The organism is Roseovarius spongiae (assembly GCF_003651245.1).
In the GTDB taxonomy this organism is placed as follows: domain Bacteria; phylum Pseudomonadota; class Alphaproteobacteria; order Rhodobacterales; family Rhodobacteraceae; genus Roseovarius; species Roseovarius spongiae.
Genome location: NZ_RAPE01000002.1, coordinates 379,856 through 392,824, shown reverse-complemented (window position 1 = coordinate 392,824; position 12,969 = coordinate 379,856). Strand labels below are relative to the sequence as shown.

At 66.4% G+C, this 12,969-nt stretch carries 14 protein-coding genes and 1 tRNA gene; 2 read left to right on the top strand and 13 right to left on the bottom strand.

The genetic code is table 11. From position 1 onward, the window contains the following. Positions 1-3: 3 nt before the first annotated feature. Genes D6850_RS08630 through D6850_RS08615 form a run of 4 tightly spaced genes read right to left on the bottom strand, consistent with a single transcriptional unit; the run spans position 4 to position 2,916 of the window. Complete coding sequence (locus D6850_RS08630) at positions 4-1,041, bottom strand: endonuclease/exonuclease/phosphatase family protein (protein WP_121165878.1); 1,038 nt, start codon at positions 1,039-1,041, stop codon at positions 4-6. After that, positions 1,038-1,721 carry a molecular chaperone DjiA gene (locus D6850_RS08625; protein ID WP_121165876.1) on the bottom strand — a complete coding sequence of 228 codons (684 nt, stop codon included), beginning with the start codon at positions 1,719-1,721 and terminating at the stop codon, positions 1,038-1,040. The genes D6850_RS08630 and D6850_RS08625 overlap by 4 nt, the downstream gene beginning before the upstream one ends. Before the next feature lie 59 nt (positions 1,722-1,780). Beyond that, positions 1,781-2,395 carry a VOC family protein gene (locus tag D6850_RS08620; protein ID WP_121165874.1) on the bottom strand — a complete coding sequence of 205 codons (615 nt, stop codon included), beginning with the start codon at positions 2,393-2,395 and terminating at the stop codon, positions 1,781-1,783. Between the two features lie 14 nt (positions 2,396-2,409). Then, positions 2,410-2,916, bottom strand: a complete 507-nt coding sequence (locus D6850_RS08615) for an MAPEG family protein (protein WP_121165872.1) — start codon at positions 2,914-2,916, stop codon at positions 2,410-2,412. 123 nt (positions 2,917-3,039) lie between these two features. Between D6850_RS08615 and D6850_RS08610 the strand changes: the two genes are divergently transcribed. Then, positions 3,040-3,115, top strand: a tRNA-Met gene (locus D6850_RS08610). A 134-nt stretch (positions 3,116-3,249) separates the two neighbouring features. On the opposite strand, the gene scpA is transcribed toward D6850_RS08610, so the two are convergent. Both scpA and D6850_RS08600 read right to left on the bottom strand, forming a co-directional pair. Next, entirely contained in the window at positions 3,250-5,379 is a 2,130-nt protein-coding gene (gene scpA / locus D6850_RS08605; protein ID WP_121165870.1) for a methylmalonyl-CoA mutase, read from the bottom strand. After that, positions 5,351-6,292: a hypothetical protein gene (locus D6850_RS08600; protein WP_121165868.1), complete on the bottom strand. Its 942-nt coding sequence runs from the start codon at positions 6,290-6,292 to the stop codon at positions 5,351-5,353. Before D6850_RS08600 ends, scpA begins: the two co-directional genes overlap by 29 nt. A 154-nt stretch (positions 6,293-6,446) precedes the next feature. On the opposite strand from D6850_RS08600, the gene D6850_RS08595 reads away from it, so the two are divergent. Then, the gene (locus D6850_RS08595) at positions 6,447-6,905 is read left to right on the top strand and encodes a DUF4174 domain-containing protein (RefSeq protein ID WP_121165866.1); all 459 of its coding nucleotides are present in this window, start codon (positions 6,447-6,449) and stop codon (positions 6,903-6,905) included. Between the two features lie 37 nt (positions 6,906-6,942). Here D6850_RS08595 and D6850_RS08590 read toward each other — a convergent pair whose 3' ends face one another. From D6850_RS08590 to D6850_RS08565, 7 genes are all read right to left on the bottom strand, one after another. Continuing rightward, a complete protein-coding gene (locus D6850_RS08590) occupies positions 6,943-8,943 on the bottom strand; it encodes an acetyl-CoA carboxylase biotin carboxylase subunit (RefSeq protein WP_121165864.1) in 2,001 nt (666 codons plus the stop codon). Between the two features lie 126 nt (positions 8,944-9,069). Then, positions 9,070-9,279: a hypothetical protein gene (locus tag D6850_RS08585; protein ID WP_121165862.1), complete on the bottom strand. Its 210-nt coding sequence runs from the start codon at positions 9,277-9,279 to the stop codon at positions 9,070-9,072. 401 nt (positions 9,280-9,680) lie between these two features. Continuing rightward, positions 9,681-10,037, bottom strand: a complete 357-nt coding sequence (locus D6850_RS08580) for a hypothetical protein (RefSeq protein WP_121165860.1) — start codon at positions 10,035-10,037, stop codon at positions 9,681-9,683. A 105-nt stretch (positions 10,038-10,142) separates the two neighbouring features. Then, positions 10,143-10,292, bottom strand: coding sequence for a hypothetical protein (locus D6850_RS19440; RefSeq protein WP_166434026.1), 150 nt, complete (start codon positions 10,290-10,292; stop codon positions 10,143-10,145). Between the two features lie 214 nt (positions 10,293-10,506). Next, positions 10,507-10,881 (bottom strand): DUF6497 family protein, encoded by a 375-nt coding sequence (locus D6850_RS08575; RefSeq protein WP_121165858.1) that lies wholly within the window; start codon positions 10,879-10,881, stop codon positions 10,507-10,509. Positions 10,882-10,945: 64 nt separating this feature from the next. Continuing rightward, on the bottom strand, positions 10,946-11,209 hold the full coding sequence (locus tag D6850_RS08570) for a DUF7218 family protein (RefSeq protein ID WP_121165856.1): 264 nt from the start codon (positions 11,207-11,209) through the stop codon (positions 10,946-10,948). Positions 11,210-11,268: 59 nt separating this feature from the next. Further along, the gene (locus tag D6850_RS08565; protein WP_121165854.1) at positions 11,269-12,801 is read right to left on the bottom strand and encodes an acyl-CoA carboxylase subunit beta; all 1,533 of its coding nucleotides are present in this window, start codon (positions 12,799-12,801) and stop codon (positions 11,269-11,271) included. Between the last annotated feature and the right edge of the window lie 168 nt (positions 12,802-12,969).

Genomic DNA, 12,969 nt, shown 5'->3' with positions numbered 1-12,969 from the left:
ATTTTAAGACGTGAGATCGATATCGAGCGTGACCGGGAAATGATCGGACGCCGTGAGCAGGGCCGCGCTCAGCTCCGGGTTGCCCCAGCAGCCGGGGTCGTCGAACGGATGCCAGATGCGCCAGGCCGGCCCGCGCGCCCGCAGGTCGTGCGAGACCATGATGTAATCCAGCAACGCCTGCATGTAGCGTTTGCGGTGGGACAGGTAGAACCGCGCGGTGGTGTGCAGCCCGCCGATCCGCGTGCCCAGCGCCGCCCGCGCGTTGGGGTCGAATAGCTGCAAATCCTTCGGCTCGCTCCTGCCCATGATGATCTCGACCGATGAGCGCCCGAAGAGGTCCTCGTATTCATCAAGGCCCGGCCCATCGTTCAGATCGCCCAGCACGATCATCGGGCCCCCCCCCTTCAGCTGCGCGCGCACCCGCTTGCGCAGCCATACCGCCTGCGCGAGCTGCTTGCGCCGGCTGGCGATGGCGATCCGCATCGCGTCGGCCGCGTCCACCGCGCCATGCGGGGCCTTGGATTTCAGATGCACGCCGATCAGGCGCAGCGCCATGCCGCCATGCACCTGCAACGCCACCTCGAGCGGCGGCTTGGAAAAGCGCACGAGATCCTCGGTCGCGTCGATGTCCAGATCGATCCGGAACACCCCGTCAAAGCGCGGCGCGTCCGCCGATCCATGCTTGCCCGTCGGCTCACCCAACGGGTCGTGCGCCGCGCTCATCACGTCCGGATCGTAGAGCAGCGCGATTTCCTGCTGGGTGTCATTCGCGAATCCCAACAGCGCCTTGCGCGCCCGCAGCCCCATCTGGCGCGCGAAGCTTTCCAACGCGCGCACGCAGGACCGGCCCCGGCTGTCGTCGGGCGCCTCGATGATCATCACCGCATCGGCGTCGATGGCGGTCAGCACGATGCCGACCGCCGCGATCTGCTCGGCCCGCGTCACCCCGTGGCGCGCCGACCACTCGTTGTCCCCGAGCAACCCGCCCCCGTCGTCGAACAGCGCGTTGAACCACTCCACGTTATAGGTGGCGAGCCTCACGCGGCGTGCTCCGCGTTGATCTCCTCCCAGGCGCGGTTGACGTCGACCATGCGTTTCTCGGCCAGCTTGATCGCCTCTTCGGGCACGCCGCGCGCCAACATCCGGTCGGGATGGGTTTCGCGCACCATCCTGCGATATTGCGCGCGGATATGCTCCATGCTGTCCTCGGGGCGCACGCCCAGCACGCTGTAGGGGTCGGCCTTGGCGTCGGGCACGAACCGGCAGCGCAGCGCCTGGAATTCGCGCGGCGTGAGGCCGAATATTTCGGCCACGCGCGACAGGAACGCATCCTCGTTCGGGTGATAGTCGCCATCCGCCATCGCGATGTGGAATAGTCCCTCCATCAGGTCGCCCAGCATATCGCGATCATCGCCGAACATCCGTCTGATGCGGGTTGCGTATTCCTCGAACCCCGCCACGTCCCTGCGCGCCATGTTGAATACTCGCGCCGCGCCGGCCTCGTCGTCCTTGGCGATCAGGAACACCTCGCGGAAGGCCGTCACCTCGTCGCGCGTGACGAGCCCGTCGGCCTTGGCCATCTTGGCCCCGAGGGCGATCACCGCGATGGCGAAGGCGACGCTGCGTTCGGGCGGCGTGCGCAGCCGCTCGAACACGGCGCTGAGCCCCTCGCCGCTGGCGAGGGCCGAAACCGCCTCGGTTATGCGCGTCCAGATCGACATGCGCGCAGCTTAAGGGGTTTCGGGGCCAAGTTGAAACGCTTTGGCCGGAAACGGGGCGGTCACGTCAGCACGCGCGCCCCCGAGGGGGTCTCGATCTCGGCGCGCAATCCCGGCGCACCGGACTCGAACGCCACGCGCGCATCATGCAGATGCGGATACAGCCGGTCGGCCAGCGCCTCCGCTTCGGGGTGCGAGACCACGAGCCGCGCCAGCCGGCAGCCCGAGGGGCGCAGCGCCCCCGCCGGATGCGCCACCCCCGCACCCCATTCGATGAGCGGCGGAAACAGGTTATCGTAGGGCAGCACGCCATCCGCCGGCACCGCCATCGTCCAGCGCAGATCCCCACGTTCGAGCGGAACCGGCGCGCCCGCCTCGGGCAGATCGGCGCGCAGCGCAGCGAGGTCGTCGGTGCGGCAGATCCAGTTGGTCAGCCGCGGCTTCCCCGAAAACCGGTCGAGGTCGAACCAGCGCGGCCAGGCGGGCGCGGGCGCCTCCGGGTCGATCGCGATCACCTCGAGGTAGAGACCGTCCTCGAGCCCCAGCAGCATGTTATGCGTGCCGAAATGCGCGTGCTTGCCACCCTGCTGAAGCGTGACGCCCAGGGCCTCCTCGACCGCTGCCTGCCCCTCTTCCAGCGTCTCGCAGGCCACCGCGAGGTGATCCAGTTCCATCATCGTCCTCTCCTTTTTCATCCGGCCATACCGGCCAGCCGCACCAGCGCCCAGAGAGCGACCAGAACCGTCGGGTAGAAGGTCGCGGCAAAGCCGAAGGCGCGCAAGGGCGGCGCGATGTGATAACCCGCCCAGAACGCCAGCCGCGCGATGGCGAAGCCGATCCCGAGGCTCACGATCACGCCGGGCCCCTGCCCTGCCAGCAGCACCGCCGCCGCGGGCCAGATGCATAGCGCGAGCACCAGTTGTTCGGCCGTGTTGCGCAGCACCCGCTGGTCAATATCGGCCGCGCTGCCGGGCGCGAAGGCGCCGCCGCCGATGATCCCCTCGTCGAAGAACCGCCGCTGCGCCAGCCGCGCCACCATCGCCGCCATCACGAGGCCAGGCGCGAGGAACGCCGTCATGATCGTCGGCACCAGGGTAAAGACCGGCAGTTGCACGTAACGCGCCGCACCCCAGAGCAGGCCCACGGCCCAGAGAAGCCCCGCCGCCATGCCCAATGCGATCCGCGCCCGGTCCGTCATCCGCCCGTCCTCCGTTCGCGGCCACCCTCGGGCGGCTGTAGAGGCTTTGCAACCCCGCGCCGCGAAATTGGCGGGATTCCCGCCTTGACGGCGGGGGCGCGCTGACATAATCCACCGCCCATTGGCGTGGTAGCTCAGGGGTTAGAGCGAACGACTCATAATCGTTAGGTCGGTGGTTCAAATCCACCTCACGCCACCAAAGTCATTTCGCGAATGCGAAATGACGCTGCGCTCTCCCGAGTTCCGCCCGCGACGCGCCAGCGAAATGCCGAGAGCCGGTTCACCATCACCCGTAGACGCCCGCCCAGGGCGGATGAGGCGCGCCCGCGCCCCCTACCCCCGCGCCGCCCGGACAAGCCGCAGGATATTCTGCGCCGCCTCGGGAATGTTCGTGCCGGGCCCGAAGATCGCCTTCACGCCCGCGTCCCGAAGGAACTCGTAGTCCTGCTGCGGAATCACTCCGCCGCAGATCACCAGGATATCCTCGGCTCCTTGCGCCTTCAGCGCCTCGACCAGCCGCGGGGCGAGCGTGCGATGCCCGGCCGCCTGGCTGCTGATCCCGATCACGTGCACGTCGTTGTCCACCGCGTCCTGCGCGGCCTCCTCGGGCGTCTGGAAAAGCGGGCCGACATCCACGTCGAACCCGATATCGGCGAACGCCGTGGCGATCACCTTGGCGCCGCGGTCATGCCCGTCCTGCCCCATCTTGACCACGAGCATCCGGGGACGGCGCCCCTCTTCCTCGGCGAAATCCTCGACCGCCTTCTGGATCGCGGCGAACCCCTCGTCGCCCTCGTAGGCGGCGCCATAGACCCCGGCGAGCGTCTTGACCTCGGCGCGATGACGGCCGAACACCTTTTCCATGGCCATGCTGATCTCTCCTATCGTGGCGCGGGCGCGCGCGGCGTCGACCGCGGCGCCCAGCAGGTTGCCGCCCTCGCGCGCGCAGCGCTCGAGTTCGCCCAGCGCCTTGTCGCAGGCATCCTCGTCACGCTGCGCGCGGATACGTTCGAGCCGCGCGATCTGGCTGTCGCGGACCTTCGTGTTGTCGATATCCAGAAGGTCGATCGGGTCCTCCTTGTCGCGGCGATACTTGTTGACGCCGACGATCACCTCGGCGCCGCGATCGATCATCGCCTGGCGCGTGGCCGCGGATTCTTCGATCCGGAGCTTGGGCATGCCGGAGGCCACCGCCTTGGTCATGCCGCCCATCTCCTCGACCTCCTCGATCAGCTCCCACGCCTTTTCAGCAAGTTCGGCGGTCAGGCTCTCAACGTAGTAGCTGCCGGCCAGCGGATCGACGACATTGGTGATGCCGGTTTCCTCCTGCAATATCAGCTGCGTGTTGCGCGCGATGCGGGCCGAGAAATCCGTCGGCAGCGCCATCGCCTCGTCCAGCGCGTTGGTATGCAACGACTGCGTGCCGCCCAGCGCCGCGCTCATCGCCTCATAGGCGGTGCGGATGACGTTGTTGTAGGGATCCTGCTCGGACAGGCTCACCCCTGAGGTCTGGCAATGGGTGCGCAGCATCTTGGAGCGATCGTTCTGCGCGCCGAATTCGGTCATGATCCGGTGCCAGAGCAGGCGCGCCGCGCGCAGCTTGGCCGCCTCCATGAAGAAATTCATGCCGATGGCGAAGAAGAACGACAACCGTCCTGCAAATTTGTCGACATCCATGCCCGCATCGATCGCCGCGCGCACGTATTCGCGCCCGTCCGCCAGGGTAAAGGCCAGTTCCTGCACGAGGTTCGCGCCGGCCTCCTGCATGTGGTAGCCGCTGATGCTGATCGAGTTGAAGCGCGGCATGTTCGTTGACGTGTATTCGATGATGTCCGACACGATCCGCATCGATGGCTCGGGCGGATAGATATAGGTGTTGCGGACCATGAATTCCTTGAGGATATCGTTCTGGATCGTGCCGGACAGGTCCTTGGGGTCGACGCCCTGTTCCTCGCCCGCGACGATGTAGCTGGCGAGGATCGGGATCACCGCGCCGTTCATCGTCATCGACACGCTCACCTCGTCCAGTGGAATGCCGTCGAAGAGGATCTTCATGTCCTCGACCGAATCGATGGCCACGCCGGCCTTGCCCACGTCGCCCTCGACGCGGGGATGGTCGCTGTCATAGCCGCGATGGGTGGCGAGGTCGAAGGCGACAGAAACCCCCTGTTGCCCGGCGGCGAGGTTGCGGCGGTAGAAGGCGTTGGATTCCTCGGCGGTGGAAAACCCCGCATATTGCCGGATCGTCCAGCGCCGGCCGGCATACATCGTCGCCTTCACGCCGCGCGTGAAGGGCGGCGCGCCGGGAATGTCGCCCAGGTGTTCCAGCCCGTCGAGGTCGTCCGCGGTATAAAGCGGCTTCACGTCGATCCCCTCGAGCGTGCGCCAGGTCAACTCGTCCGGATCGCGCCCCTTGAGTTCCTTGGTGGCGATCTCACGCCAGGTGTCTTTGCCCTTGGTCATGTCGTGATCCTCTTCTCGTCTCTGCCCGCAGGGCCGGTGTTTTCACCGTGCCCGCCTCGGCGGGGGTCTCTGTCAGTATCGCCAGCCCATCCGCGCCCGCGCGCAGCCAGTAAATGTCGTCGGCGTAACTCTCGCGCATCGCGGCCTTCTGGGCAGGGTTGAACGGGGTCCATTGCGCGTCGCCCGGCGCGGCGTCCAACTGCGGGGCCTCCCCGCGCTCGGCAAGCAGGGCGCGCAATTCGTCCGGGCGCGGGCTGCGGTTCAGCCATTCGCGCGCAGCGCAGAGCGGCGGGGCGTCCATGGCGCACATCGCGGCCAGCTTGCGCTCGGGCCGGCTGGCGAAGGCCTCGTGCGGGAGCACGCAAAGCTCGGTCCCCGGCAGCGCGCAGGCGAGATCGGTGATGACGTCGCGCCAGCTGCGCGGCTCCTGCGCAATACGCTTCAGCCGCGCGGAATCGGGCAGCGCGCCGCCGCGCGGGATCGAGTAGGCCAGCAACGATGTCCAGTAGGCGTCCTGTGCCCGGATGCTCAGCACCACCCGCGCGATCCGCCCGCCCAGCGCCTCGCGATAGCGCGCCATACGCTCGCCCGCCGCAGGGTAGAGCCGCATGTCGCGGATGTTGCGGCGCGGACTGCCGATGAGATTCTCGTCGCTCAGGACGAGGCGCTGCATCCCGGCTTCGCGCAGTTTATAGACCTGCAAGGCAATGCGCCCACGGGCGCGGCGCAGCTGACGCGCCGCCGGCATAGTCCCCGGTGTGGAAATTGCGCCGTTCAGCAGCCCGTTGCGCGTCTGGCGCGGCCCCCAGAACGCGATCCCCGCCGCGCCGAGCGCGCGGCGGTTGCGCCGCATGTAGAGCTGGAAACTGGTCGAGGCGGTGCGGTGCGCCCCGAGGTGCAGTATGATGTCCATGTCCGATCGCCCCTTTTTCAGGTAGGTCTGTCGCCCTCCCTTGTGGCCCGGCAATGCTTGGCATGCGATTAAGATTGCATTTTCGGCGCGCCTCGGGGCATCTGGCATCGCAATCACGTGCCGAAAGCCTATATCAGGGCAGACAGGAGACCCGATGAAACAGTTGTTGAGCGTTGTTCTCGCTTGCCTATTGGCCCTGCCCGCCGGCGCCGGAGACGCCGCGGAACCGCCGGCGTCCGCCATCTTCATCGAGGACGCCAATGTCGAGTTGAGCGAATTTTTATGGAAAAAGCGCCCACTCGTGGTCTTTGCCGACAGTGAGTTCGACCCCCGCTTCGTCCGGCAGATGGAACTCCTCACCGCGCGTGAGGACGATATCGCCGCGCTCGCCGAGCGCGATGTCGTGGTCCTGACCGATACCGACCCCGGCGGCGGCGGCCCCCTGCGCGAGAAATTGCGCCCCCACGGCTTCATGCTGGCGCTGATCGTCAAGGACGGCACCATATACCTGCGCAAGCCCTCGCCCTGGGACGTGCGCGAAATCACCCGCACCATCGACAAGCTGCCGATGCGCCAGCAGGAGGTGCGCGAACGCCGCGAGGAGGCGCAGTAAGCCCGCCTCGTCCTCGCGGTATCGGCGCGCAGGGTGATCACTCGAACTCCATGATGACGTCGTCCACCGCCAGGCTGTCGCCGGCGTCCGCGTGGATCGCGGCGACCACGCCCTTGCGTTCGGCGCGCAGGATGTTCTCCATCTTCATCGCCTCCACGGTGCATAGCGCCTGCCCCTCCTGCACCTCGTCTCCCACCGCGACGTTCACCTTGACCATCAGCCCCGGCATCGGGCAGAGCAGCATCTTGGAGGTGTCGGGCGGCTGTTTCTCGGGCATGCGCTGCACCAGTTCGGCCTGGCGCGGGGTGCGCACATGCACGGGCATGTCGGCGCCCCGGCTGCGGATGCGGAACCCGCCCGGTATCTTGCCCACCTTCAGGACCAGCGGCGCGCCATCCACGTCCAGCGTGGCGAGCTGGTCGCCCGGCGTCCAGGCGCTCTCGACCTTCATCTCGCTGCCGTCCTCGAAGCGCACGACAGAGCCGCCGCGGTAGGCGTCGATCAGCACGCGGTGGCTCAGCCCCTGGAGGGTGACGACCCATTCCTCGCCGATGCGGCGCTCGTGGTTGTCCATTCGCCCCGAAATCCGCGTGCGCCGGATCTCGGCCACGCGGTGCATGGCGGCGCAGGCGGCGGCGACGCGGCGCAGCGTCTTTTCGTTCAGTTCGACGCCTTGGAAGCCGTCGGGATACTCCTCCTCGATGAAGGCGGTGGTGATATCGCCGCTCACGAATTTCGGGTGGTCCATCACTGCGCTCAGGAACGGGAGGTTATGCGCGATTCCCTCGATTTCAAAGGAATCGAGCGCCGTGCGCATCCCCTCGATCGCCGCCGCGCGGTCGGGCCCCCAGGTGCAGAGCTTGGCGATCATCGGGTCGTAATACATGCTGATCTCGCCGCCCTCGTAGACGCCTGTATCGTTGCGCACCACGGCCCCCTCGACGGCCAGTTCGGCGGGCGGGCGGTAGCGTGTGAGCCGCCCGATCGAGGGCAGGAAGCCGCGATAGGGGTCCTCGGCGTAGAGCCGGCTCTCGATGGCCCAGCCGTTCAGCTTCACGTCCTCCTGGGCGATCTTCAGCTTCTCGCCGTTGGCGACGCGGATCATCTGCTCAACCAGGTCGACGCCGGTGATGAGTTCGGTCACCGGATGCTCAACCTGAAGCCGCGTGTTCATCTCGAGAAAGTAGAAATTCCGCTCGCCGTCGACGATGAACTCCACCGTGCCGGCGCTGGTGTAATCGACCGCCTGCGCAAGCGCGACGGCCTGTTCGCCCATCGCACGGCGGGTCTTTTCGTCGAGAAACGGGCTCGGCGCCTCTTCTATCACCTTCTGGTTGCGCCGCTGGATCGAGCATTCGCGCTCGTTCAGGTAAATCCCGGCGCCGTGCTGATCGCAGAGCACCTGGATCTCGATATGGCGCGGCTGGGTGACGAATTTCTCGATGAAGATGCGGTCGTCGCCAAAGCTCGATTTCGCCTCGTTCTTGGAGGACTGGAAGCCGTCGCGCGCCTCCTCGTCGTTCCAGGCGATACGCATTCCCTTGCCGCCGCCGCCAGCGCTGGCCTTGATCATCACCGGGTAGCCGATGTCGGTCGAGATCTTCACCGCCTCATCGGCATCCTCGATCAGCCCCATGTAGCCGGGCACGGTGGACACACCCGCGTCCTGCGCGATCTTCTTCGACGTGATCTTGTCGCCCATCGCCTCGATCGCGCCCTTGGGCGGCCCGATGAAGGCGACGCCCTCGGCCTCGAGCGCCTCGGCGAATTTCGGATTCTCGCTCAGAAAACCGTAGCCCGGATGCACCGCCTCCGCGCCGGTCTGCCGGATCGCGTCCATCACCTTGTCGATGACGATATAGCTCTCGCTCACCGGCGGCGGGCCGATATGCACCGCCTCGTCGGCCATGCGCACATGCAGCGCGTTGCGGTCGGCGTCCGAATAGATCGCGACCGTTTCGATCCCCATCTCGCGCGCCGTCTTGATCACCCGGCAGGCGATCTCGCCGCGGTTGGCGATCAGGATTTTCTTGAACATGGCGTGTCCCCTCATGTGCGGGGCCGGTTTTCCCGGCCTCTTGAACAGAAAGGACCACCGGCGGGGAATCCGCCGATGGTCCGGAATCGAAATCGCGGGCGCGCGCCAATGGGCGCGCGCGTCAGGTCAGCATTTGTCGGGATAGGTCTGGCAATAGGCCACGTTGGCCGCGCCACCCACGGCAGCCCCGGCAAGGATATTGCCATCGAGCACCGCCGCGGTCCCCGCGCCGGCCCCGGCCCCGAGGAGCGCCTGCTCACCGAAGGTGTCGCCACAGGCGCCAAGGGCGCCAAGGGCGAGCACCGCCGCCGCAATTCTGAGAATGGTCGTCTGCATGTCTGGTCACCTCTTGTCGCCGTGGCGGAGGGCGTCCTCCTCCAAAGAGATAAAACGCGCGATCCGCCTGTTCGTTCCGCCGGCGGCCCGGTTCTGGGCCGGGTTCCGCCGCATCTCCCGTAAAAAGTGGGCGGCCTGCGCAAAACCGCGCAGAACCGCCCATCAGGGGAAGGGTAACGGTTCGGACAAAACGTCCCGGGCCCTTGGGGAAGGCCCGCCACTACATTCATGATCGTCGTCGGCTTTCGACGCGAAACCAAGCGCGCTCGGCGCGCGTGGAATAAATCGGCTGTATTCCGCGTAAAATTACACGTCATGCGCGAATTCATGCCGGGCGCCCCCGACAGAAGGCCGAGCGCCCGCGATGCGGGGCGCGACAGGGGAAACCGGCCCGCGCGCATCTACGCGCCGCCCCGGTCGACGGCGTCGGGAAAGGCGCGGCGCAGCGCCGCCTCGTCAAGCACCAGCAGCGCCTCGTAGCTCGTCGGATCGAACGGATCTTCCGCCGGCAGCACCTCGCGCCCGAACAGCCAGCTAAGCCGCCCGCCATCGAGGTTGCCGCGCTCGAACGGCTCGGTTCCGAAAGCGTCCCAAAGAGCGGCGGCGAACGCGGCGTCGGCCCGCCGGTCGGCCGGCCGGCGGTCGCGATAGCGTTCGCGCGCGATCAGCGGAGTCGCTCCCCTCGGGTTCGCACGGCGTATGGTGAACTGGAAATCGGTGCCCGGCAGTCGGCCGGGAAACCCGCGGTGCTTCTTCATGGCCGGTCTCCGGATCGCGCCGGACCGCCAAGGGTCGCAAATCTGGGCGGGTCAAGCGGGACAGGCCCTTGGGCCTGCCCCGGTCGCATTACGCGAAATCGCGTATCAGTACTTGCCGCCGTACTTGCCGGTCGACACGGGCTCGACAGTGATCGGCTCGGGCTCGACCACGACGTACTCTTCTTCTTGTTGCGCGCAGGCCGCCGCGAGGGCGACCAGACCGAGAGCGATGACGCTCTTAACTGTGTTCGACATATTTTTCTCCTGTCACTTCCTAGGTGTGATTCAAGGGCAGAGCCCACCCCATGCCCCACTTTCGAGGTTTGGATAGCTTGGGTCCATCCGATCGTGAAGATAATCGAATTCACCAATGATTGATATGAAAACACGCGATTGTAAAGTCCCTGTGGCAGCAAAGCACCACTCCGTCCAGCGCCTGAGCTATGGCCGTCAAGATATTGCGTCACAATCAAAACATTTCCCATATGCAGCGATTCCCCTCGATGCTGAAGGCTTCGAACACCTGCCTGGCGCCGGGGGCGGGCACGCCGAATTCGGTCTCGCGGTCCGCCAGCGAGATCACCAGTTGGCGCGGCTCCGGTCCGAGATCCGCAACCCTTGGCAGTGCGATGACGTCGCAAAGGAAGGCAAGATCGCGCTGGAGCGCGTCGAAATCGCTCTCGTCCGGGTCGAACCCCTCGGAAACAAAGCGAAACCTGTAAACATCTTTCTCGCCTCCGGTGTAGGCGAGCACCTCGTGCAGGTACGCCTCACCCCCGGAGGGAAGGCTGTGCGGCGCGGGGTCTTCGCCCGTCGACGCCGCGAGGTGGACCTGCGCGGTCATGACCTTGCCCCATCGGGGCCGCCACGGCGGACGCCATCGCGCCGGGCGCGCGCCGCCGCGCGCGTCAATGCGTGCGCAGCGCCTCGATCAACTCGTCCTTGGTCATGTCCGAGCGTCCATCGATCCCGATTTCCTGCGCGCGTTCGTAAAGATCGTCGCGGGTCCACTCCTCGTAAGGCGGATTCCCGCCCCCCTTCTTCGAGGGTTTCATCGAATCGTTGGCCTGCGCATTGGCGATGCGCGCGGCCTTCTCCTTGGACGCCCCATCCTCGCGCAGCGATTCGTAGGTGTCTTCGTCCTTGATGCTCGGGTTCTGTGATTTGGCCATGACATGCTCCTTTCGTCACGGCAAACGCCGGGCGGATCATGCGGGTTCCGGGCAGCAGATCACATCGGAATGTTGGCATGCTTCTTCCACGGCGTCTGAACCTTCTTGCCGCGCAGTGACGCAAAGGCGCGGCAGACGCGCTTGCGGGTGGATTGCGGCATGATCACCTCGTCGATGAAGCCGCGCTCGGCGGCGACGAAGGGATTGGCGAAGCGGTCCTCGTAGTCCTGCGCATGTTTCGCGATCTTCTCGGGGTCGTCCGCGTCGGCGCGGTGGATGATCTCGGCCGCCCCCTTGGCGCCCATCACGGCGATCTCCGCGGTGGGCCAGGCATAGTTGAAATCGGCGCGCAGGTGCTTGGACGCCATCACGTCATAGGCCCCGCCATAGGCCTTGCGGGTGATGACCGTCACCTTGGGCACCGTCGACTCGCCGTAGGCGAAGAGCAGCTTGGCGCCGTGCTTGATGACGCCGCCGTATTCCTGCCCGGTGCCGGGCAGGAAGCCGGGCACGTCCACCAGCGTCAGGATCGGGATCTCGAAACAGTCGCAGAACCGCACGAACCGCGCCGCCTTGCGCGAGCTGTCGATGTCGAGACACCCGGCCAGGACCATCGGCTGGTTGGCCACCACGCCCACGGTCTGCCCCTCGAGCCGGATGAAACCGGTGATCATGTTGCGCGCGAACTCGGCCTGGATCTCGTAGAAGTCGCCCTCGTCTGCGAGCTTCTCGATCAGTTCCTTCATGTCGTAGGGCGTGTTCGGGTTGTCGGGGATCAACGTGTCGAGCGACGGCTCGAGCCGGCCGGGCGTGTCGAAGAACGGGCGCACCGGCGGCTTGCCGCGGTTCGAGGCGGGCAGGAAATCGACCAGCCGGCGCACCTCCGCCAGCGCCTCCACGTCATTCTCGAAAGCCGCGTCCGCGACGCTCGACTTGCGGGTGTGGGTGAGCGCGCCGCCCAGCTCCTCGGCGGTGACCTGTTCGTTGGTCACCGTCTTGACCACGTCGGGGCCGGTCACGAACATGTAGGACGTGTCCTTGACCATGAAGATGAAGTCGGTCATCGCCGGGGAATAGACCGCGCCGCCCGCGCAGGGGCCCATGATGACGCTGATCTGGGGCACCACGCCACTGGCGTCGATGTTGCGCTGGAACACCTCGGCATAGCCGGCGAGGCTCGCCACGCCCTCCTGGATGCGGGCGCCGCCGGAATCGTTGATGCCGATCACCGGCGCGCCGTTCTGCATGGCCATGTCCATGATCTTGCATATCTTCTGCGCGTGGGTTTCAGACAGCGACCCGCCGAAGACGGTGAAATCCTGGCTGAACACATAGACCATGCGCCCGTTGATCGTGCCCCAGCCGGTGACCACGCCGTCGCCGTAGGGGCGGCTTTTCTCCATGCCGAAATCGGTGCAGCGATGGGTGACGAACATGTCGAACTCTTCGAAGCTGCCCTCGTCGAGCAGCAACTCGATGCGCTCGCGCGCGGTGAGCTTGCCCTTCTCGTGCTGCGCCTCGATGCGCTTCTCGCCCCCGCCGAGGCGGGCCTGCCCGCGGCGGTCGTCCAGCAGTTGCAGAATGTCCTTCATGGCGCTCCCCTTGCCTGTCGCAGGGTATCTAGCCCGAATGCCACCGGGTCAAAAGCGGATTCGGGCAAATTTGCAAAGCCTGATCCGCGTCATCCGGTAAAACTGCAAACCGGCAAACCGACACGCCCCCGCGATGGACTTCCCGGCAAGGCCGGCTTAGCCAAGATC